At 65.3% G+C, this 21099-nt stretch carries 18 protein-coding genes and 2 tRNA genes; 12 read left to right on the top strand and 8 right to left on the bottom strand.

What is annotated here, in order from left to right; translation table 11 throughout:
- Nucleotides 1–184: 184 nt before the first annotated feature.
- Nucleotides 185–2248 carry an ATP-dependent DNA helicase RecG gene (gene recG / locus RQH62_RS03760; protein WP_311267373.1) on the bottom strand — a complete coding sequence of 688 codons (2064 nt, stop codon included), beginning with the start codon at nt 2246–2248 and terminating at the stop codon, nt 185–187.
- 86 nt (nt 2249–2334) lie between these two features.
- On the opposite strand from recG, the gene RQH62_RS03755 reads away from it, so the two are divergent.
- From RQH62_RS03755 to RQH62_RS03735, 5 genes are all read left to right on the top strand, one after another.
- Nucleotides 2335–2601 carry a succinate dehydrogenase assembly factor 2 gene (locus tag RQH62_RS03755; protein WP_311267372.1) on the top strand — a complete coding sequence of 89 codons (267 nt, stop codon included), beginning with the start codon at nt 2335–2337 and terminating at the stop codon, nt 2599–2601.
- A gap of 9 nt (nt 2602–2610) precedes the next feature.
- Complete coding sequence (gene mfd / locus RQH62_RS03750; protein ID WP_311267371.1) at nt 2611–6084, top strand: transcription-repair coupling factor; 3474 nt, start codon at nt 2611–2613, stop codon at nt 6082–6084.
- Nucleotides 6085–6515: 431 nt separating this feature from the next.
- On the top strand, nt 6516–6926 hold the full coding sequence (locus tag RQH62_RS03745) for a hypothetical protein (RefSeq protein WP_311267370.1): 411 nt from the start codon (nt 6516–6518) through the stop codon (nt 6924–6926).
- Nucleotides 6927–6960: 34 nt separating this feature from the next.
- Nucleotides 6961–7650: a TorF family putative porin gene (locus RQH62_RS03740; RefSeq protein ID WP_311267369.1), complete on the top strand. Its 690-nt coding sequence runs from the start codon at nt 6961–6963 to the stop codon at nt 7648–7650.
- Between the two features lie 96 nt (nt 7651–7746).
- Nucleotides 7747–8142: an MAPEG family protein gene (locus RQH62_RS03735; protein WP_311267368.1), complete on the top strand. Its 396-nt coding sequence runs from the start codon at nt 7747–7749 to the stop codon at nt 8140–8142.
- Here the strand turns inward: RQH62_RS03735 and RQH62_RS03730 are convergent.
- Nucleotides 8139–10154, bottom strand: coding sequence for an EAL domain-containing protein (locus RQH62_RS03730; protein ID WP_311267367.1), 2016 nt, complete (start codon nt 10152–10154; stop codon nt 8139–8141). The two genes, RQH62_RS03735 and RQH62_RS03730, sit on opposite strands and share 4 nt — an antisense overlap.
- A 136-nt stretch (nt 10155–10290) precedes the next feature.
- Here RQH62_RS03730 and moaA point away from each other — a divergent pair, with 136 nt between their 5' ends.
- From moaA to RQH62_RS03710, 4 genes are all read left to right on the top strand, one after another.
- Entirely contained in the window at nt 10291–11301 is a 1011-nt protein-coding gene (moaA, locus tag RQH62_RS03725) for a GTP 3',8-cyclase MoaA (protein ID WP_311267366.1), read from the top strand.
- Nucleotides 11298–12074, top strand: coding sequence for an NAD kinase (locus RQH62_RS03720; RefSeq protein WP_311267365.1), 777 nt, complete (start codon nt 11298–11300; stop codon nt 12072–12074). The genes moaA and RQH62_RS03720 overlap by 4 nt, the downstream gene beginning before the upstream one ends.
- A gap of 77 nt (nt 12075–12151) precedes the next feature.
- Nucleotides 12152–12226 (top strand) — tRNA-Asn (locus tag RQH62_RS03715).
- 192 nt (nt 12227–12418) lie between these two features.
- Nucleotides 12419–12493 (top strand) — tRNA-Asn (locus tag RQH62_RS03710).
- A 127-nt stretch (nt 12494–12620) separates the two neighbouring features.
- On the opposite strand, the gene RQH62_RS03705 is transcribed toward RQH62_RS03710, so the two are convergent.
- Genes RQH62_RS03705 through RQH62_RS03695 form a run of 3 tightly spaced genes read right to left on the bottom strand, consistent with a single transcriptional unit; the run spans nt 12621 to nt 15259 of the window.
- Nucleotides 12621–13985 carry an SPOR domain-containing protein gene (locus tag RQH62_RS03705; protein WP_311267364.1) on the bottom strand — a complete coding sequence of 455 codons (1365 nt, stop codon included), beginning with the start codon at nt 13983–13985 and terminating at the stop codon, nt 12621–12623.
- Between the two features lie 19 nt (nt 13986–14004).
- Complete coding sequence (locus RQH62_RS03700; RefSeq protein ID WP_311267363.1) at nt 14005–14526, bottom strand: hypothetical protein; 522 nt, start codon at nt 14524–14526, stop codon at nt 14005–14007.
- 13 nt (nt 14527–14539) lie between these two features.
- Nucleotides 14540–15259 carry a ParA family protein gene (locus RQH62_RS03695; protein ID WP_311267362.1) on the bottom strand — a complete coding sequence of 240 codons (720 nt, stop codon included), beginning with the start codon at nt 15257–15259 and terminating at the stop codon, nt 14540–14542.
- 205 nt (nt 15260–15464) lie between these two features.
- Here RQH62_RS03695 and RQH62_RS03690 point away from each other — a divergent pair, with 205 nt between their 5' ends.
- On the top strand, nt 15465–16493 hold the full coding sequence (locus RQH62_RS03690; protein ID WP_311267361.1) for an SPOR domain-containing protein: 1029 nt from the start codon (nt 15465–15467) through the stop codon (nt 16491–16493).
- Between the two features lie 157 nt (nt 16494–16650).
- Here the strand turns inward: RQH62_RS03690 and gcvA are convergent, their stop codons facing one another.
- A complete protein-coding gene (gene gcvA, locus RQH62_RS03685) occupies nt 16651–17547 on the bottom strand; it encodes a transcriptional regulator GcvA (protein WP_311267360.1) in 897 nt (298 codons plus the stop codon).
- Nucleotides 17548–17633: 86 nt separating this feature from the next.
- On the opposite strand from gcvA, the gene RQH62_RS03680 reads away from it, so the two are divergent.
- Both RQH62_RS03680 and astD read left to right on the top strand, forming a co-directional pair.
- Nucleotides 17634–18674, top strand: coding sequence for a DUF1338 domain-containing protein (locus RQH62_RS03680; RefSeq protein ID WP_311267359.1), 1041 nt, complete (start codon nt 17634–17636; stop codon nt 18672–18674).
- A 5-nt stretch (nt 18675–18679) separates the two neighbouring features.
- A complete protein-coding gene (astD, locus tag RQH62_RS03675) occupies nt 18680–20080 on the top strand; it encodes a succinylglutamate-semialdehyde dehydrogenase (RefSeq protein WP_311267525.1) in 1401 nt (466 codons plus the stop codon).
- Here the strand turns inward: astD and RQH62_RS03670 are convergent.
- Both RQH62_RS03670 and RQH62_RS03665 read right to left on the bottom strand, forming a co-directional pair.
- Nucleotides 20077–20232, bottom strand: a complete 156-nt coding sequence (locus RQH62_RS03670) for a hypothetical protein (RefSeq protein ID WP_311267358.1) — start codon at nt 20230–20232, stop codon at nt 20077–20079. The genes astD and RQH62_RS03670 overlap by 4 nt on opposite strands.
- 200 nt (nt 20233–20432) lie before the next feature.
- Nucleotides 20433–20813, bottom strand: a complete 381-nt coding sequence (locus RQH62_RS03665; RefSeq protein ID WP_311267357.1) for a VOC family protein — start codon at nt 20811–20813, stop codon at nt 20433–20435.
- Between the last annotated feature and the right edge of the window lie 286 nt (nt 20814–21099).

The raw sequence follows: 21099 nt of genomic DNA, 5'->3' as shown, positions 1-21099 counted from the left end.
TTTTCCCTTTACCCCTCTCCCCCGTGGGGGAGAGGGCTGCGCAGACTTGGCAGCCTGCTGCCTAGTCGTAGCTGGGTGAGGGGGGCAGCGACCCATCGAACGCACGCATCCCCCTCATCCAACTCCGCCTAGCCGCTACGCGGCAAGGCTCCATATCCTTCTCCCCCAAGGGGAGAAGGAAAAATCACCCCCCCCGCAACAACCCCACAGCCGCGTCCTTCTCGAACAGATACAAACACGTTCGCGCCGCCTGCCCCCGTGCGCTGTCCAGCCCGCCGTCCCGCTCGATCAGCAGATGCGCATCATCCCGCGCGCTGTCCACCAGCGCCGCGACATGCTCCGGCGTCGCGACCTTCAGTTCCGCCTCGCCCGACTGGCGTGTGCCCAGCACTTCGCCCGCGCCGCGCAGCTTCAGATCCTCTTCGGCAATGCGGAACCCGTCATTCGTCTCCCGCATCAGCGCCAGCCGCGCGCGTGACGTCTCGCCCAGCGCATTGCCGCGCAGCAGCAGGCAGGTCGACGGCTTTTCGCCGCGCCCCACCCGGCCGCGCAACTGGTGCAACTGCGCCAACCCAAACCGGTCCGCCCCCTCGATGATGATGAGGCTGCTGTTGGGCACATCCACGCCCACTTCGATCACCGTGGTCGCGACCAGTATCTGCGTCCGATTGGCGGCAAAGGCATCCATCGCCGCATCCTTGTCCGCCCCCTTCATCTTGCCATGCACCAGCCCAACCCGCTCGCCAAAGCGCTGGCGCAGCGTCTCGGCCCGCATCTCCGCCGCGGCCTGATCGCTCGTCTCGCTTTCCTCGACCAGCGGGCACACCCAATAGGCCTGCCCCCCACCCTCGACATGGCGGGCCAGCGCCTCCACCACCTCGTCCAGCCGCGTGGCGGCCATCACCAACGTCTGGATCGGCTGACGCCCCGGCGGCATCTCGTCCAGCCGGGAAACCTCCATCTCGCCATAATAGGTCAGCGTCAGCGTACGCGGGATCGGCGTCGCGGTCATCACCAGCAGGTGCGGCGACCGCTCCGCCTTGCTCGCCAGCAACATCCGCTGCGCCACGCCGAAGCGATGTTGTTCGTCGATCACCGCCAGACCCAGCGCCTTATATTGTACCGCTTCCTGAAAGATGGCGTGCGTACCGACGAGAATGTCGATGCTCCCGTCCGCCAGCCCCATCAGCGTGGCCTCGCGCACCTTGCCCTTCTCACGGCCCGTCAGGATCGCAATCTCGATCGGCAGGCCCGACGCCATTTTCCGCAGCGTCTCATAATGTTGCCGCGCCAGGATTTCGGTCGGCGCCAGCATCGCGCCCTGCATCCCCGCCTCGACCGCGTTCAGCAGCGCCATCAGCGCCACCAAAGTCTTGCCCGACCCGACATCGCCCTGAAGCAGGCGCAGCATCGGCGTCGCCTGCGCCATATCGCCCTCAATCTCGCCGATCGACCGCCGCTGCGCACCCGTCGGCGCAAAGGGCAGCTTGAGCATATCGCGCAGCCGCCCGTCGCCCTCTATCGGCACGCCTCGCCGCCGCCGCGACGATTGCCGCACCAGCATCAGTGCCAGTTGCCCGGCAAAAATCTCGTCATAGGCCAGCCGCTCGCGCGCCTTGGCATCCGACGGATCGGCATGCACCCGCCCCAGCGCCTCGCGCCACGCGGGCCATGCCTTGCGCGCCAGCAGGCTCGGCTCGATCCATTCCGGCAAATCCGGCGCCCGCGTCAGCGCCTGCGCCGCAATGTCCCGCATCCGGTTGTTGGTCAGCCCTTCCGACAGGCCATAGACCGATTCGCGCGCCGGCACCGTGTCCGCTTCTTCGGGCGGCAGCACATAGTCCGGGTGTACCATCTGAAGATTGTCGTCATAGGCCTCCAGCTTCCCCGACACGAATTTGGGTTCATTGAGCGGCAACAGCTTGCGCGGCCAGCCGCTATTCTTCCCGAAATAGACGAGGGACACGACATTCGCCCGCTTGTCGATCGCCTGCACCCGGAACGGCGCGCGCGGGCTGCTGCTGGCCTTGTAATCCACCGGGGTCAGCATCGTGCCGATCACCCGTCCCGCGTCGGCCATGTCCAGTTCGTCGGTCAGGTGCCGGTCCACCCAACTGACCGGAATATGAAAGGCGACGTCGACCGCGCGCGCCAGCCCCAGCCGCTCCAGCGGACGGGCGAGCGTGGGGCCGATCCCCTTGAACAGGGATATTTCGGCAAAGAGCGGATTGAGAATATCGGGTCGCATGGCTATCTGCTGCGCTCTAACCTAGCCGGGGCAGTCATACAAATCCCCGATCGGCCATTTTGCCATGCCCGCAAAAGGAACAAATTGTGAACGACAATCCCCAGATGCGCCGCATCAAATTCCGGGCCTGGCATCGCGGCACGCGGGAAGCGGACTATACGGTCGGCGGATTTTTCGAACGCTATTACACGACATGGAACGCGGAAGAGATCGCCTGGTTCGAACGGTTCATGGAGGAGCAGGATGCCGACATCATCGGCTGGGCGCTCGGCACCATCCCCGTCCCCGACGAATGGAAAGGCCCGATGATGGACAAATTCCTCAAACTCGATTTCGTGAAGATCGAGAACTGATTACATAAGATGACCGATCTCCAGAAAATCCTGAAGGCGAAGGCGCCGCTCACCCTGTCCGGCGTGCCCGCGGGCTTCCAGCCCTGGCTGCTGGCCGACATCGCCCGCGCCGCCGGGGCTGCAGGCGGCCGCGCCGTCTTCATCGCGTCCGACGAGCAGCTGATGCGCGCGGTCGCCGACACTGCGCATTATTTCGCGCCGGAGATCGAGATCATCGAAATCCCCGCCTGGGACTGCCTGCCCTATGACCGGGCTAGCCCCTCGCTACGCGCGGCCTCCGCGCGCCTCGCGGGCCTCCACGCGTTGCAGGCAAAGCCCAAAGGCCCGCAACTGGTCGTCACCACGCTGGCCGCCATGACCCAGCGCACTTTGACGCCCTTCCGCGTCCGCCAACTGGTCGCCAAACTCGCGCCCAAGGAACGGATCGCCATCCAGAAGCTGGCCGAAATGCTGCAAGCGAACGGCTATGTCCGCACCGACACAGTGCATGACCGGGGCGAGTTCGCGATCCGGGGCGGCATCGTGGACCTGTTCCCCGGCGGCGAGGAGATGCCGCTGCGTCTCGACTTCTTCGGCGACGAGATCGAAACCGTCCGCCGCTTCGACCCGTCCGATCAGCGCACGATCGAGAATGTCGACGGCTTCACCCTCCTCCCCGCGTCCGAAGCCCTGCTGGACGAAGACACGATCAAGCGCTTCCGTGGCCGCTACCGCGAAACATTCGGCGCGACCGCGACCGGCGACCCGCTCTATCAGGCGGTCAGCGACGGCCGCCGCCTGGCCGGCATGGAACATTGGCTGCCTTTGTTCGAGGAAAAGCTGGTCCCGCTGACCGATCACCTCGGCGAGGGCACTGTCCTCATCCGCGACCATGGCGTCGCAGGCGCAGCGGAGAGCCGGTTCGAGGCGATCCGCGACTATCACGCCAACCGCGTGCAGGCGAAATCGTCCGACCCCGGCTCCTATCGCCCGCTAAAGCCCGATTCCCTTTATCTCGACGCCGCCGAATGGGACGCCGCCGTCGCGATCCTGCCGATGCACGGCACCACGCCCTTCCACGAACCCGAAAGCGCCACCGTCCTCGATTTCGCGGTAGACGGTCCCCGCGACTTCGCCCCCGAACGCGCGCAGAACACGAACATCTACGAAGCCGTCGGCAAGCATATCGCCGACCTGCGCCGCCAGAAGAAGAAGGTCGTTATCGCCAGCTATTCCGGCGGCGCGCGCGAACGCCTGTCCGGCCTGCTCGCCGATCATGGCGTCTCCCGCCTCGCCGCCGCCGATAACTGGCAGGAAGCGCTGGGCATCGCGGCGGGTGGCAGCGTCACCCTGACCGTCCTGCCACTCGACCATGGCTTCACCGCGCCCGACGTCGCCGTCCTCACCGAACAGGATATGCTGGGCGACCGCCTCGTCCGCCGCGCCAAGCGCAAGAAAAGCGCCGACGCCTTCCTTCAGGAACTGGCCACCCTCTCGCCCGGCGACCTCGTCGTCCATATGGATCACGGCATCGGCCGCTATGAAGGGCTGACCCAGATCCCGGTGGCAAAGGCCCCGCATGATTGCGTCGCCCTCACCTATGCCGGCGGCGACAAGCTCTACGTCCCGGTCGAAAATCTTGAAGTCCTCTCCCGCTACGGCAGCGACAGCGAAGGTGTAAGCCTCGACAAGCTGGGCGGCGAAGCCTGGCAGCGGCGCAAGGCGAAGATGAAGGAGCGCATCCGCGAAATCGCGGGTGAATTGCTCAAGACCGCCGCCGAACGCGCCCTGCGCGCCGCCACCGTCGCTGAACCCGATCAGGCCGGCTACCCCGCCTTCGTCGACCGCTTCCCCTATCAGGAAACCGAGGATCAGGACCGCGCCATCACCGACGTGGTGGAGGATCTGGGATCGGGCAAGCCGATGGACCGCCTCGTCTGCGGCGACGTCGGCTTCGGCAAGACCGAGGTGGCCCTGCGCGCCGCCTTCGTGGCAGCGATGGCGGGGATGCAGGTCGTGGTCATCTGCCCCACCACCTTGCTCGCGCGCCAGCATCACATGAATTTCGAGGAGCGTTTCCGCGGCTTCCCCGTCAATATCGGCCGCCTGTCCCGCCTCGTCCCCGACAAGGAAGCGAAGGCGACCAAGGCAGGCCTCGCCGACGGTACGATTGACATCGTGGTCGGCACCCATGCGCTGCTGGCCAAAGGGCTGGAATTCAAGCGCCTCGGCCTCGTCATCGTGGATGAGGAACAGCGGTTCGGCGTCACCCACAAGGAACGGCTGAAGTCGCTCAAGACCGACGTCCATGTCCTGACGCTCACCGCCACGCCAATCCCTCGCACGCTGCAAATGGCAATGTCGGGTCTGCGCGAACTCAGCGTCATTCAGACCCCGCCGGTCGATCGCCTCGCGGTCCGCACCTACATCATGCCCTGGGACGGCGTCGTGATCCGGGAGGCTTTGCTGCGCGAACATTATCGCGGCGGGCAGAGCTTCTTCGTCGTGCCCCGCATCGCCGACCTCACCGAGGTCGAGGAGTTCCTGCGCACCGAAGTCCCCGAGATCAAACCCATCGTCGCCCATGGCCAGATGAGCGCCACCGATGTCGAGGAACGCATGTCCGCCTTCTACGACAAGCGCTACGATGTGCTGCTCTCCACCACCATCGTGGAATCCGGCCTCGACATCCCCAGCGCCAACACGCTCATCATCCACCGCGCCGACCGCTTCGGCCTCGCGCAACTCTATCAGCTGCGCGGCCGCGTGGGCCGGTCGAAGACGCGCGCCTATGCCTATTTCACCACGCCCGCCAACCGCATCATCACGGAGACGGCGGAAAAACGGCTCAAGGTTCTCTCTGACCTCGACACGCTGGGCGCAGGCTTCCAACTGGCCTCCCACGATCTCGACATTCGCGGCGCGGGCAACCTCGTGGGCGACGAACAGTCGGGCCATATCAAGGAAGTCGGCTTCGAACTCTACCAGTCGATGCTGGAGGAGGCGATCATGGACGCCAAGGCGGGCGGGGTCGGTATCGAAAAACGCAGCGACAGCTTCTCACCCCAGATCAGCGTCGATGCACCCATTCTCATCCCGGACGATTATGTGCCGGACCTTGACCTCCGCATGGGCCTCTATCGCCGTATCAACGAACTGGAAGACCGCAATGGCCTCGAATCCTTCGCCGCCGAACTGATCGACCGTTTCGGCAAGCTGCCATTGCCCACGCAAAACCTGCTCAAGATCATAGAGATCAAGCAGAACTGCCTGATCGCCAACATATCGAAAATCGACGTCGGGCCAAAGGGCGCGCTGGTCAGCTTCTTCGAGGATCGCTTCCCCAAGCCCGCGAACCTCGTCGCCTATATTCAGAAACTCAACGGCGTCGCCCGCCTGCGCCCGGACAGCAAGATCGTGCTGGACCGCGCATGGGCCGACCCGCAGGCCCGCCTCAACGGTGCGCTGCAACTGTCAAAGGGGTTGATGAAGGCGGCGGGGTAAAAATAGCTTAGCCCCCTCCCTTTTAAGGAAGGGTTGGGGGTGGGTAGCGAGCGCAGCGAGCTTCCGCTGTCCTATTATGCAATTCTCTGATCTATGCTGTAGAATGCACCAGCTCCGCCCCCGCAAAATCCCTGACCTGCCCATGGCCTATCCGGCGCGTATGTGCCGCGTCGCGATGTTCCAACCGACACCCTAGTGTCGCGTCACAGACGCTTTACCGTCGCACGCCTGTTCCGCCTCCCCCGAAAAACGCCGAAAACACTGGCCCAGCGACGCTGTGAACTTCGCCGGTGACGCGCCACGATGACCTTCCGATCCGACCTCCATGTCGCCATTCCTCATCGTCGGGAAACGCGACAGCAACAGTGGAAACCTAAATCCATGCATGACGACCGGGCGGCAAAGTCCGGCGTCACAGCAGGAGAATGAACATGAGCATCACCCTCATCGCGCTGGCGGCGGCAGCCGCATCGCACAGCGTCACCATCGATCATCACGGCCAGCAACTCGGCGCGACCTACACCGCACGCACCGAAATGCGCACCAAGACGATCGGCGCAAAGACCCCCAACCGCATGGACGCCCAGCGCTGCCAGTGGACCGCGACCGTCATGGTCGATCGCAAGCTGGATCATGGCCCGGCGCTCGCCCGCACCATCGCCACCGACAAGACATTTTCGGGCAGCGAGGCCGGTGCCTGCACGCCCGGTCGCAATTCGGGCGCGCGCAACCTTGCCCAGCATCAGGAAAAGATCGAAGCGCATCTCGTTGCAGTCGCTCAGGCCGACCGCGCACCCCTTCTGGCTGAACTGGACTCGGTACGTAATCTTGCATCCAACTGATCGTCTTCGCCGCTCGGCATGGCTGGGAGCGCTTTTGCTTGCCGGCCATGCCCACGCCGCCACCGCCCAAAACGCATCCGGCATCACCGCCACGTTCGAAGCCGCCAGCGACGAACGCCGTCGCGGCCTCAGCTGGAGCGATGGCGATCCGGTACTGCGCGGCTCCGTCTCCGTGCCTGTCGCGCAAGGCCTCAGCCTCGACGGCACGGCCACGACGCTCTGGGGCAGCAACCGCCATGGCGGCGCTGACGCCGTGCTGGATCTCGGCGCCACTTATGCCAAGGATCTGGGCGGCTTCCGCCTGACCGCCGAAGGCCGCTACCACCTCTTCCCCGGCGCCTCGAACCAGGGCTATGGCGAAGTCGGCGCGATCGCCGGCTTCACGCTCGGCCCGGCCAATCTCGATTTCGGTGCCCGCTACGCCCCGCGCCAATCGGCGATCGGCGGCGACAATCTCTATCTCTCGACCAGCGCCGCGGTCGGCATCCCCGGCACGCCCTTCACCCTGTCCGGCAATATCGGCCGCTCCTCGGGCGATGTGCGCGATCCCCTGCGCGCCGCGCGCCTGCGTCCGGATGGCGACTATTGGGACCATGGCGTCGCGCTCGACTGGTATCAGGGCCGTTGGTCCGCCGGCCTGCGCTACGCCGACACGGACATAGACGCGCCCAACAATGTGCATGCCGGCGCCAGCCTGATCGCACGGGTCGGCTTCACACTCTAAGCCACCCCGTTCGTTTCGAGCCTGTCGAGAAACGAAAAGCACGGCCCTGTCCTACATCCTCCCGCCTTGCTACAAGTGCAGCGGGAGGACGTCATCATGCCTGTAGAACTGACCATCATCGCCTGGGGCATGATCCTGCTCCTCGTCCACATCTTCGCCGCCGCGCATGTGAAGACGAAGCAATATGGCGCCACATGGAATATGAGCGCCCGCGACGCACACCTGCCACCGCTGAACCCGCCCGCCGCCCGCCTGTCCCGCGCCGAATCCAATTATAAGGAAACCCTGCCGATCGCGATCGTCGCGTTGATCGGCGTGGTACTGGCTGGCAAGACCAGCGAATGGACCGCGCTGGGCGGCTGGATCTGGCTCGGCGCGCGGGTCGTCTACTTGCCGCTCTATGCCGCCGGTGTCCCGGTCGTCCGCACCATCATCTTCATGGCCAGCCTCGTAGGGCTAATCATCGCGCTCTGGCCGCTGCTCAGCCTCTAACCCGCCAGCACCAGATTGATAAGGTCGGCGGAAGACACACCCGCCGACCGCAGGAATCCCTGATAATAGTCGCAGCCTTCCCGCGACAGCAGGGCCAGTTGCTCTTCCGTCTCGACGCCTTCGGCAATCACCTTCAGCCCCAGCGACTTGGCCATGTGGATCACCCCGCGCACGATGATCCGGTCCCGCGCGGTCCCGGCGATATCCTGCGCCAGTCCGCTGTCGATCTTCAGATAATCGAGCGGCAGGTTCTTGAGATAGGCCAGACTGGAATAGCCCGTGCCGAAATCGTCGATCGCGACCCCCAGCCCCTCGGCCCGCAGCGCCGTCAGCAACGCCGCTGCCGCGTCGACATCCTCGATCAGCCCGCTCTCGGTAATCTCCACCGTCAGCCGCGACCGGGGAAAGCCGCTGCGATCCACCAGCCCCAGCAGGTCCGCCATGAAGCCCGGCTGGGCGATATCCGCCGCCGTGACGTTGATCGACAGACGCAGGTCGGCGAGCGCCCTTGGCCAAGCCGCCGCCTGCCGCAACGCCTCCGCCTGAATGTGCGCCGACAATGGCAACATATAGTCGGACCGCTCCGCCGTGGCGAACAATATGCCCGCGCCCAGCGGCCCATAATGCGCATGGTTCCACCGGGCCAGCGCCTCCACGCCGCTGATTTTGTCGGAATCGACCGGATATTGCGGCTGGAACACGATGCTGATCTCGCCCCGGTCCAGCGCCAGCCGCAGGTCGGTTTCCAACCGGTCGGCATCCACTTGCCGGCTCTGTTTTTCGGCGGACAATATGCGGATGCCCTCGCCACCCGCCTGCCGCGCGTCGGACAAGGCTGTGCCAGCGCGGCGCAGCAACTGCGTCACGTCATCCTCCGCCCGCGCCTGCGCAATGCCGCACCGGGCGATCAGGCGAATGAGGTGATCCCCGGCGCTGAACGGCTGCCCGACCGCGCCGATCAGTTGCCGCGCCAGGAAGGTGGCCCGGTCGCTACCCGCAACTTCGCCGGTCAGCCCGACCAGAAATTCCGTCCCCGCAATGCGTGCGACCATGGTGCCCGGCGCGACATCGTCCACCATCCGCTCGATCCGCCGGGCGATTCGTCCCAGCAGCGCGTCGCCCACCACCTGCCCATAGGCCGCGTTCATCCGGTCGAACTGGCTGATCGACAGCAGCAATATCGTCGTCGGCAACCCCGCCCGCCGGTCCAGCCAGTCGAGCGCCGCCTGCCGCGAACGCAAGCCTGTCAGGTGATCGCGGCTGCCACCATCCTGCGCCTGCCCATCGGACAGCCATTCGACGTCGGCGGCAATGGCGCCATCGGCCTCCCGCAGATGATGCACCAGTCGCTGCCCCGGCCGGTCGGGCAATCCGTGCGCCAGCACCGCCGGGCGGCCCGACAGCCGCATGGTTTTGAGCGCCGCCAGCACCGTGCGCCGTTCCACCCGTGGCAAACGCCGTACCAATGCCGCCGGCGCAATCCGTGCTTCATCGACGCCCAGATGCTGCGCCAGACTCTCGCTCAACCGCAGCAGGCCGTCACGCCCCAGCGCCCAATAGAGCGCGTCGCCACGTCGGATTCGCTGCGCCCGCTGACTATGCGCGACACCGCCGCCCAGCCGCTCGACCAGCCGATGCGCCGACGCCAGCGCCGCATTCAGGCGCATGTCGGTTACCGGCCCGGCCAGATAATGGGTCGCCCCCACCGCCAGCAATGCCGGCACCTGATCCAGATGGCGTTCGTCGATCAGGATCAGGATCGCTCCGCCGCCCGCTTCCATCGCCGGCACCAGCGGCGCCAGCAAATTGCCGACGTCGCCGCCGCCACGCAGGTCGACCAGCGCAATCTGCGCCTCGCTATGCAGATACCGTTGCGGCGCATCCTTGTGCCGCCGCGCCCCGATCGCGCGCCAGCCAAGGCTCTGCGCAATCTGGATCAGCCCGTCCCGGTCGCCCGGCGACAGGATGAACAGGCTGCGCTGGCTCTCTGCGCTCTGATCCCCGCTTGTCAAATCATGTCCCCGGCATCGCGCATCGCGACGTCTTTATCAGACAGGCGTTACCGACCTCTTGCCCCGCCTGCAACTTCCGTGACTTGCAACCGGGGTGGCTCTTGCACCGACCCTGTCCATCGCCTAGCTAGTCGGCATGGTTATGGCCGACCCTTTGCGCGCGCCGTTGACCGACGGCCTTGGCCGCCGGATCAGCTATCTGCGCATATCGGTCACTGATCGCTGCGATCTGCGCTGCCGCTATTGCATGGCGGAACGGATGCAGTTCCTGCCCAAGAATCAGGTACTGACGCTGGAGGAAATCGCGCTGCTGGCCGATCTCTTCATCGCGCGCGGCATCGACAAGATCCGCCTGACCGGTGGCGAGCCGCTGATGCGCCGCGACATTGGCGATCTGGTCCGCCGCATCGGCCGGCATCTGGGCCATGGCCTCAACGAACTGACGCTGACGACCAATGGCACACGACTGACGGAACATGCCGACATGCTGGCCGATGCCGGCGTGCGGCGCATCAACGTCAGCCTGGACAGCCGCGATCCTGCCCGCTTCGCCCATGTGACGCGCGGCGGCCGGATCGAACAGGTACTGGCCGGTCTGGACGCCGCCCGTGCCGCCGGCCTCGCGATCAAGATCAACATGGTCGCGCTGAAAGGCGTCAACGACGACGAAATCCTGCCGATGCTGCGATGGTGCGGGGAACAGGGGTTCGACCTGACCCTGATCGAAACCATGCCGCTCGGCGACACCGGCGAAGACCGTACCGACCATTATCTGCCGCTGACGCAAGTGGCCGCCATGATTCGCGCGCATCACGCACTCACGCCTATCGCCCACCGCACCGGCGGCCCCGCCCGCTATCATGCCGTGGAGGGCCTGAACATCCGGCTCGGCCTCATTACCCCGATGACGCAGAATTTCTGCGCCGATTGCAATCGCATCCGCATGACCTGCGAGGGGAAGATCTTCATGTGCCTGGGGCATGAGGATCATGTCGACTTCAAGACAGCCCTGCGCGAAGGCGGGCTTGCAGCGGTTCACCCGCTGATCGACCGCGCGCTGCGGCTGAAGCCCGCCGCGCATGATTTCCGCATCGGCGCCGGATCGCGCGCCGCCACGCAACGCCATATGAGCGTGACCGGCGGATGAGCAGCGAACCTCGGCGCGCGCTGGTCGCGTCCCCCACCCAGGCAGCCCGCGCGGCGGAGGAGCGGCTCCGCGCCGCCTATGACTTCGTGCCGTTCGATCAGGCCGACATGATCATCGCGCTGGGCGGCGACGGCTTCATGCTCCAGACGTTGCACTCCATGCTGGAAGGGCGGCGGATCATCCCCATTTTCGGCATGAACCTGGGCACCGTCGGTTTCCTGATGAACGAATGGCGGCTTGAACGGCTGGACCAGCGGCTGGAAAAGGCCAAGAGCTTCAAGGTCAATCCGCTGCGCATGACGGTGGACACGGTCGATGGCGAACGTTTCTCTATCCCTGCCATCAACGAAGTCTCGCTGCTGCGCGAAACCCGCCAGACCGCCAAGCTGGAGGTGCAGGTGAACGGTCGCCCCGTCCTGCCCGAACTGGTCTGCGACGGCGTGCTGGTGGCCACCCCGGCCGGCTCCACCGCCTATAATCTCTCCGCCCACGGCCCGATCCTGCCGCTCGGTTCCGCCCTCGTCGCCCTCACCCCAATCAGCCCCTTCCGCCCGCGTCGCTGGCGCGGCGCCATCCTGCCCGAAAATACCGCCATCCGCTTCACCGTCCTCGACCCGGTAAAACGCCCGGTCAGCGCCGTAGCCGACCAGCGCGAAGTGCGCGATGTGGCGCAGGTCGACATCGGCATCGACCGCGCAACGCCGCTGACCCTGTTGTTCGACCCCGAACATACGCTGGACGACCGGATCGCCGCCGAACAGTTCATCGCGTAAAAATTCCGTCATTTGGCGCTTGCCATCTTCGGAAAACCGCTGCTATAGGCGCGGCCTGCCCAGCGAAAGCGGGTTGCTCCCCGATAGCTCAGCGGTAGAGCATTCGACTGTTAATCGAATGGCCGTAGGTTCGAATCCTACTCGGGGAGCCACATTTTTCCGGCGGACAGCGCCGATCTCCTTACAGACTCAGCGACTTGCGATGCATCGGCCACCCCTTGTCGCGCGCCAATTCCATCACATTGCTTTGATGCGACATTTTTTCAGAATTTAACCATTCAAGGCTCTTGCCATTCCAGCGGCGTCGAGGCATAGGCGCGGCCTGCCCGGCGAAAGCCGGCTGTTCCCCGATAGCTCAGCGGTAGAGCATTCGACTGTTAATCGAATGGCCGTAGGTTCGAATCCTACTCGGGGAGCCACCTTCTTCCACCCACATCGACACGCGCAGCACCCGGCTCACGCCGCAACACCTTGCCTTGCGCCCAAGAAAAAGCGCGCGAAGCCTGTGGGCCTCGCGCGCGATAGGTCACACTTGGGAGATAAGGTTCAGCGCGATGCGAACTGGCGTCCCCGGCTGGCCACGGCCCAGCGCTGCGGCGTCGCGCCAGCGGCACCTTCCCGCACGAAGCACTGACCACGCTGGGCACGGATCGTCCGGCACGCCACCATCGCATCCGCCCGGCTGCCAAAGCCGCTGATGGCGAGGCGGTGATAGGCCTTGCCATTCACCGTCGCCTGGCTGGTCAATACCGGGAAGGCCGCCAGCGTGCTGTTGCGACCAGCCATGCCCTGCCATTTTTCCTTGGCGATCGCTGCATTGTCATAAGCGCCCAACTGCACCACCCAGTTGCTGGCGCCGTTGGCGACCGGCTTGATGAAGGCGGCCTGCTGCATTCGCGCGACGGGCGTGGTGGCGGCAGGCACAGGCTGCGCCTTGGCACGGCTCTTGGCCGCCACTACCGGCTTGCCGTTGCGATCCTCGACGATGAAGTCGCGCGCAGCGACGCGCACCGGAGCGGGCGCCGCCTTGATAACGGGGGCAGCCTCGACAACCGGCTGCGGAGCCGGCACGGCCTGCGCCATCTCGACCGGCGCCGCAGCTTCTGCGGCCGGCAACGGCGCGGCTTCGGGCGCAGCCTCCGCCATCTGCACCGGCACATCGGCGGCAGCAGGCGCCAGCGCCAGAGCGACCGGCTGACCGGCATCCCCTTCGTTGATCGTAACACCCATCAGCGCAGCCACACGCATCGGCGCCATCGACGGATCGGCCATCTGCGCCCAGTCGGAAATACGCTTGTTCGCGTCGAGCGGCTGCATGTCCATGCCCACGATCATGCGGGCATCCTTCCAGCGGCCAGCCAGTGCATAGGCATAGCCCAGATTCTGGCGCGTGCGCACGGTCGCGGACGGATCGTGGATCGCCTCGGACAGGATCCGCACACCCTCGGCCGGGTCGCCCGCCATCGCCATCGCAAGACCATAGTCGCTGGCAGGCACAGTGCCGGCATGCGCGACCAGCAGATTGCGCGCATCGTCGGGCCGGCCCTGCGCCACCTGCACCAGCGCCAGGCTGACGACAGTACTGGCATCCGTATTGCCCAGCGTCATCGCATCGCTCAGCGCCGTCTGCGCCGATGCGAAACGACCGGCCAGCACGTAGGCACGGCCCAATATCTGCCGATAGGCGGCATTTTGCGGCGCGAGCTGCACCGCCGCCTCGGCGGCTTCCACCGCCTTCGCGCCGTTGCGATCGGCCAGCGCCTTTGCGGCGGCAGCGGCCAGCTTGCCTGCATCACCCTTGGGCTGCACGGCCGATGCCGACGGACGGAATGCCGCACCGGTGCAACCAACCATGGTCGTGGCGACCAGCAGGGATGACAGTGCCGCCTTTGCGAATGTCTTGCGTTTCATGAACTTACCCACCCTTCATTCACTGGCCGTCGCGCATATGCGGCAGCTGCTGAGTCAGCCGGTCGATTTCCGGCAGGTCATTGAGAAAATCGTCCAGCGCCTTGGTCACGATCTGCTGGGCCGAACGACCCGTGATCGCGCAGGCCAGGCGCAGTTTCAGATGCCGCTGCGCATCCAGACGCAACGTGAAGGCCGCCTTGCGACCGCGCCCGACCGGTTCGACCATGACCTTCTCGGCCTTGGCTTTCGCCGGCTTGGCCGCCAGCCGCTTGGCCAGCACCTTGCGCTCTTCCACCACCGGCGGCACCGGCACCACCGGGGTCATCGGCGTCAGGCCGATCGGCGCGGCCGGCTCTTCCACCGGTTCATGCACCGGCTCGACATCGAATCCCATGTCGTTCCAGCCCAGATCGTCCTGCTGCACGGCCGACATCGGCGCTCGGCCAAAGCCGAGCATCGGGCGACGCATTGCCGGCTGGGCTGCGCCCTTGCGGGCGAGCAGGCCGGAGGTCAGCGACGCAAGCGGTTTGGGTTCGGCCATCTGTCCTGCTCCCTTACTGGCTCACGCGGCGGCCGAAGCCACCACCGGCGGGACGGGCGGCACCCATGGTGCCGACGCTGCCCTGGGGCACGGAAAAGACCGTGCGGCGGAAATTCTTCTCCAGCCGGTCCGACACATAGGACCACAGCGCTTCCACCTCGGCGGCGGAACGGCCCTTGGGATCGACTTCCATCACGGTGCGCCCGTCGATCATCGACGCGGCGAAATCGGTGCGGTGGTGCAACGTCACCGGCGCGACCGTGCCATGCTGCGAGAGCGCGACGGCGGCTTCGGAGGTGATGCGCGCCTTGGGTGTGGCGGCGTTGACCACGAAGATCAGCGGCTTGCCGGCCCGTTCGCACAGGTCGACCGTCGCTCCCACGGCGCGCAGGTCGTGCGGGCTGGGACGGGTCGGCACGACGATCAGTTCGGCAACGGAAATGACGCTCTGGATCGCCATGGTGATGGCCGGCGGCGTGTCGATGACAGCCAGCTTGAACCCCTGCTGACGCAATATCTCCAGATCGGCGGCCAGACGCGCCACCGTGGTCTGCGCAAAGGCTGGAAACTCCGCCTCACGCTCGTTCCACCAGTCGGCCAACGATCCCTGCGGATCGATGTCGATCAGGACCACCGGTCCGGCCCCGGCACGCTGCGCCTGCACGGCCAGATGACCCGACAAGGTCGTCTTGCCCGATCCGCCTTTTTGCGATGCCATGGCCAAAATCCGCACGCATTCCCCCCAGGAAAAATCCAGTTCCGGGACGGATTGCCACGACTGCCGCTAAAAATTGGTTAATCGCACGCGAAACTTCATGGGCGGCGCGATCCGCCATAGTTAAGCTGCTATCCAGCCTTTTGCCATTACGCTAATATCGGCTTAACCTTATTTTGCCATTGCGGTCCTTGATTATTTTTACGCACTGGAGCCTGTGCATATGAAGCATGTTTTGGGAACAGCAGCGCTGGTCGCTATGCTGGGTATGACCTTGCCGGCACAGGCAGACGTAAAGGCCGGGGTCGATGCCTGGCAGCAGGGCGACTATGCCAAGGCGATTGCCGAATGGCGCCCTCTCGCCCAGTCCGGCGATCCCGATGCGCAATTCAATCTGGGTCAGGCTTATAAGCTGGGTCGCGGCGTCCAGCCCGATGCCAACATCGCCATCGACTGGTATCGCAAGGCTGCGGTACAGGGCCATATGCGGGCCGAGGACAATCTGGGCCTGCTGATGTTCCAGCAGGGCGACCGGGCCGGCGCCATGCCCTATCTGCAACGCGCCTCCATGCGGGGCGAAGCACGGGCGCAATATATCGTCGGCACCACCCTGTTCAACGGCGACACGATCGGCAAGGACTGGGTCCGCGCCTATGCGCTGATGACCCGCGCGTCGGCGTCCGGCCTGCCGCAGGCCGCGACCAGCCTGGAACAAATGGACAAATATATCCCGGAGGATCAACGCAAACAGGGCCTCGCCATGGCCGCTAGCATGGAAAAGGGCGACAACAGCGCTGCCCTCGCCGTGGCGACGCCCGCCCCTGCGCCAGCACGCAACGGATCGGCGGTCCGCACCACCGAACTCCCGCCCTCCATCAGCACCCCGCCGGCACCTAGACCGACCCCCGCCCCGGCAAAGCCGCCGGTGCAGGCGGCCGTCGCTAAGCCGAAACCAGCGCCTGCCGCGCCCACGCCAGCACCGGTGCGTCAGGCCGCCGCGGCTCCCACCCCGGCCGCGTCGGGCGGATGGCGGGTCCAACTCGGCGCCTTCAGCGAGGATGGTCGCGCCCGCGCTCTGTGGAGCCAGCTCAGCCGCAAGGTCGGCGGCCTTTCCGCCTATCAGCCCTATTTGGTCAAGGCCGGTGCCGTGACCCGGCTCCAGGCCGGCCCCATCGCCAGCAGCAGCGACGCCGCTCGCCTGTGCGGCGCAATCAAAGCGGCCGGCGGCGACTGCATGCCCAAGAAGATGTGAAGGCTTCGGGGCTGAATGTTTCGCGACCTGCGTAAATTCAGCCCAACCTCTCTCCGTTCGGGCTGAGCCTGTCCAAGCCCCTTTCTGTGTGAAGAAGAGAGACCCTTCGACAAGCTCGGGGCGAACGGGTTTCCCTATATCGGAAAGGCATAGGCCCTTATCCCCGCGCCTGCTCCACCATCCAGTTGCGGAACTGCGCCAGCGGCCCCGTCCCCAGCGCACCGGCCGGATAGACCAGATAATAGGCCTGCTCGGTCGATAACGGCCGGGCGAAGGGAATGACCAGCGTGCCCGCCTCCAGTTCAGGGCGGATCAGGAAACTGGGGATCAGCGCCACGCCGGCGCCAGCCGCACAGGCCTGCGCCAGCATCAGGAAATGCTCATAGGCCGGCCCCTGCGCCAGCCCGCTTGCATCCACCCCAGCCATCGTCAACCACCGCGCCCAGGCATCCCGCCGCGATATCTGGCTGAGCAACGGTGCATGCAGCAGATCCGCGGGTTCGCGCAATGGATGCGCCGCCAGCCATCCGGGCGCACAGACCGGCACCGCCTCTTCGCGGAACAGAAAATCCATCGCCACACCGGGCCAATCGGCCGCGACACCGAAATGGACAGCCGCATCGAAATCCTCATGCCCGAAATCGAAGGGCTGCGACCGGGCGGCAAAGTCGATCACCAGATCGGGATGCCGTGCCGTCAGTTGCGGCAGGCGCGGTGCCAGCCAACGCATGCCGAAGCTCGGCAAGGTCGCAACCCGCAGCGCGGTCTGCGACGGTCGCGCCGACGCTCGCGCGGTCGCCCGCCGGATGCTGTCCAGTGCCGGCAACAGGTCATCGGCATAAGCCCGCCCTGCCTCGTTCAGCCGCACCCGTCGCCCGATCCGATCAAACAGGGGCGTCTGCAACCAGTCCTCCAGTTGCGCGATCTGCCGGCTGACCGCACTCTGGGTCAGGCCGATCTCCTCTCCGGCGCGGGAAAAACCACCATGACGCACCGCCGCCTCGAACGCGATCAGCGCATTCATGGGCGGCAACCATTTGCGGGACACACTCATTCCAAACTCGCATCAACAGATGACAGGTCGCCATTTTGAAAATCATGCTTATCCTGCGATAAGGGCGCTGTCATCGGGAGCATATCATGTCGAATGAGAATATGGGTACGATAGAGACACTCGTCATGGCGACGCTGGGCGAGGAGACTGGCCGGCAGACGCTGGACATGCTGGCCATCGACCCCGCCCTGCTGGCGCAGCGTGGCGACACTGTCTCCCGCGCCGCCTTCGCCATGGCCATGAACGTCGCCCTGTTCGACGATCTTCTGCGCCGCGTCCCCAGCGGCAGCGCCTATGTCGCCGACACGCTGGCCCGTGGCGGAAAGGTCGTGTTCGATCATGGCGCGCTGCGCTCCATCCGCTTCCCCGCCGCCCCGACCGGTGCGCTTCCAGGCGGCGAGGATGCTTTCACCCGCATCTTCCTGCCTTTGGGCTATGAAATGGCCGCGCTCTATCCGCTCGAACGCCTGCGGATGACCGGCCGCGCCTATCGCCACCGCGACTTCCCCGAAGCGATCCCGCAATTCTTCCTGTCCGAACTGCATGTCGACCGGTTCGACGATGAATTTGCCGACGCCGCCGCCCGCATCTTCGACTCCAGCCGCGACCCGCTGGACGAAGCGACCAAGGCGATGCTCGCGCATTATGAGCGCGATTTACCTGTCCAACTCGCTGTCGCAATTACCGCCCTACCGGTGATTCTGTCCGCCTTCGACCGGCAGCATGAGCCGCCAAGTTTCGAGGATTATCAACTGCTGCTGTCCCGCTCCAACGAAGCGGCCTGGATCGCAACGGAAGGCAATGGCTTCAACCATGCAACCGACCGGGTCGCGGACGTCGCGGCGCTGGCCGAACGGCTGAAGACGGAGGACAGGCCGATGAAGGATAAGCTGGAAGTCTCCGCGACCGGCCGCGTGCGCCAGACCGCCTTCCGCGCCGACAGTGTGGAGCGACTTTTCGCCGACGGCGAACTCCGTTCGGTGCCCGGTTCCTTCTACGAATTCATCAGCCGCGATATCGACCCGGAAACGGGCCGGCTCGACCTCGCGTTCGACACCGGCAACGCCACCGGCATCTTCGCCATGACCAGTGCGGAATTGGGCGCCCAGAAGGAGGCGAACCGGTGAACGCCATGTTGCAGTCCTTCGATCCTGCCTCGCGTGAACTGGTCTGGGAAGGCCCGGTCGCGAGCGCGGATGATTGCCATCGCGCCATCGCCACCGCGCGTACCGCCCTGCCGGGCTGGCGCGCACTGAGCGTGGACGACCGCGTCGCCATCGCCCGCCGCTACGCCGCCATACTGAGTGAACGCCGCGCCGCGCTGGCTGAACTCATCTCGCGTGAGACAGGCAAGCTACTGTGGGAAAGCGACGCCGAAATCGGATCGATGATCGCCAAGGTCGATGTGTCGATCAAGGCCCATGCCGAACGCACCGGTGAGCGCTCTGCCGACATGCCCTTCGGCCGCGCGGTGCTGCGCCATCGCGGCCATGGCGTGATGGGGGTGCTTGGCCCCTATAATTTCCCCGGCCACCTGCCCAACGGCCATATCGTCCCGGCCCTGATCGCCGGCAACGCCATCGTCTTCAAACCGTCCGAAATCACCCCGGCCACCGGTGCCGCCATGGCCGATGCCTGGACGGCGGCGGGCCTGCCGGACGGATTGCTGACCGTGGTCCAAGGCGGCCGCTCGACTGGCGAAACACTGGTCGCCGGCGACATTGACGGCCTGCTCTTTACCGGATCGGCGGGCGCAGGCGCGGCGCTGCGCCGCGCGCTGGTCGATCGCCCCCATGTCGTCATGGCGCTGGAACTGGGCGGCAATAATCCCCTGATCGCCTGGGACAGCCCGGAAGAGGCCGCGTCGATCATCGTCAATTCGGCCTTCATCACCACCGGCCAGCGCTGCTCCTGCGCCCGCCGCCTGATCGTGCCGGAAGGCGCGACCGGCGATGCCATCGTGGAGGCGACCGCCGCCCTGGCAGCGCGCTTGCCAATCGCTGCTTGGAATGAAACGGGCGATGCCTTCATGGGTCCACTCATATCGGATCAGGCGGCGGCTGCCGCCCATCGCGCCGTCAGCGACCTCGTCGCACGCGGCGCACGCCCCATCCGCCCATTTGAAGGGGTAATCGACCGCAGCGCCGCCTTCGTCACGCCTGCTCTGCTCGACATGACCGGCGTGACCGCACCCGACGCTGAGATTTTCGCGCCGGTACTGACCGTCATCCGCGTACCCGATTTCGACGCCGCGATCGCCGCCGCCAACGCCACCAGCTTCGGCCTGTCGGCCGGGCTGATCGCGCAGGATGAAAGGTTATGGCAACGCGTCGTGGAAGAAAGCCGCGCCGGAGTGGTCAACCGCAACCGGCCGACCACCGGCGCCGCGGGCAACATGCCATTCGGTGGCCTTGGCGCTTCAGGCAATCATCGCCCCAGCGCTTATTATGCCGCCGACTATTGCGCCTACCCCATCGCCAGTTTTGAGGCGGAAGGGGTATTGGCCGTCCCGGTCAACGGGCTGGGGAGCTAAATCCCCAGCCGCGCCCAGAAGTCGGTCGGCACGATCGTCTGGTTCGCGGCTGGCTTGCGCTCAGCGCGGGTCCAACTGCTATGCGGCAGGTAGATTGCCTGGGTCGGAAAAGCCGCGTCAGACGGACGGCGGCGTGGGGTCGTGCGGGTCATCGTCTTCTCCATGAAAGGGAACACGAAACCTGGCGTGGTCGCTTCGGCACCGTGCGCTTTAGCCGTTGGTGACGCGGAGCAAGCTGACATCCATCAAAAGCCGCGGAGCGAAATGCTCGCGACGATATCTATCCATGCTGTCAGGAAAGTCGACATAGCTTTGCTTGGGCAATCGCCAGCCCTGCTTGGCCAAATGTAGATCAAGTGATCCGGTGCAGCCCGCACAGTTTGTTGCCGGCAGGATCGCGCAAATAGGCAAGGTAAAGCTTCCCAAAGCCGCCTTCCCGCACGCCCGGCGGATCCTCGCAACTGCTACCACCTGCACCCACGCCTGCCGCATGCCAGGCATCCGTCTGCGCGGGCGATGCCATGGCAAGGCCGATCGTCCCGCCATTGGCATGGCAGGCCGGCGCCCCGTCGATCGGGGTCGTAATCATGAAGATCGCGCCATCATGCAGATAGATGATCCGCCCCTTGTCATCATAGAAGCCCGGCTTGACACTCATCGCCCCGAAGGTCGCATCGTAAAAAGCCTTGGATGCCTCCATATCGTTGGCGCCGACCATGACATGACTGAACATCAGCCTCTCCTGCGATACGGATAATCAGCGCACGCAGCCAGATCGCTTTATGGCGCCAGCACGCAACAATCAGGCGAAGCAGGTCGCCACGGCGCCCGCCAGCCGCAGAGAGGTTCAGAAAATCGTGCTGTAAAGGAACCAGCCCACGATCAGCAGGCTCGACACGATGCAGATACGATCACCAAAGACGTCAATACGAGACATCAGCACACATCCTTCCACATGGAGCGATCTTCGTCGCTTCTGAGGAAAGATTACATCAGTTTTTACCGAGCTGGAATAGTAA

It is taken from the genome of Sphingobium sp. WCS2017Hpa-17 (assembly GCF_031843765.1).
Taxonomy (GTDB): domain Bacteria; phylum Pseudomonadota; class Alphaproteobacteria; order Sphingomonadales; family Sphingomonadaceae; genus Sphingobium.
This window is presented reverse-complemented; position numbering and strand designations above follow the sequence as displayed.

What these genes read in the sequence shown, in the direction of transcription:
- RQH62_RS03705 (WP_311267364.1), bottom strand. Translation starts at nt 13,985, where the DNA reads ATGAAACGCAAGACATTCGCAAAGGCGGCACTGTCATCCCTGCTGGTC.
- gcvA (WP_311267360.1), bottom strand. Translation starts at nt 17,547, where the DNA reads ATGAGTGTGTCCCGCAAATGGTTGCCGCCCATGAATGCGCTGATCGCG.
- astD (WP_311267525.1), top strand. Translation starts at nt 18,680, where the DNA reads ATGTTGCAGTCCTTCGATCCTGCCTCGCGTGAACTGGTCTGGGAAGGC.
- RQH62_RS03745 (WP_311267370.1), top strand. Translation starts at nt 6,516, where the DNA reads ATGAGCATCACCCTCATCGCGCTGGCGGCGGCAGCCGCATCGCACAGC.
- RQH62_RS03670 (WP_311267358.1), bottom strand. Translation starts at nt 20,232, where the DNA reads ATGACCCGCACGACCCCACGCCGCCGTCCGTCTGACGCGGCTTTTCCG.
- RQH62_RS03700 (WP_311267363.1), bottom strand. Translation starts at nt 14,526, where the DNA reads ATGGCCGAACCCAAACCGCTTGCGTCGCTGACCTCCGGCCTGCTCGCC.
- moaA (WP_311267366.1), top strand. Translation starts at nt 10,291, where the DNA reads ATGGTTATGGCCGACCCTTTGCGCGCGCCGTTGACCGACGGCCTTGGC.
- RQH62_RS03735 (WP_311267368.1), top strand. Translation starts at nt 7,747, where the DNA reads ATGCCTGTAGAACTGACCATCATCGCCTGGGGCATGATCCTGCTCCTC.
- recG (WP_311267373.1), bottom strand. Translation starts at nt 2,248, where the DNA reads ATGCGACCCGATATTCTCAATCCGCTCTTTGCCGAAATATCCCTGTTC.
- RQH62_RS03720 (WP_311267365.1), top strand. Translation starts at nt 11,298, where the DNA reads ATGAGCAGCGAACCTCGGCGCGCGCTGGTCGCGTCCCCCACCCAGGCA.
- RQH62_RS03690 (WP_311267361.1), top strand. Translation starts at nt 15,465, where the DNA reads ATGAAGCATGTTTTGGGAACAGCAGCGCTGGTCGCTATGCTGGGTATG.
- RQH62_RS03665 (WP_311267357.1), bottom strand. Translation starts at nt 20,813, where the DNA reads ATGTTCAGTCATGTCATGGTCGGCGCCAACGATATGGAGGCATCCAAG.
- mfd (WP_311267371.1), top strand. Translation starts at nt 2,611, where the DNA reads ATGACCGATCTCCAGAAAATCCTGAAGGCGAAGGCGCCGCTCACCCTG.
- RQH62_RS03680 (WP_311267359.1), top strand. Translation starts at nt 17,634, where the DNA reads ATGTCGAATGAGAATATGGGTACGATAGAGACACTCGTCATGGCGACG.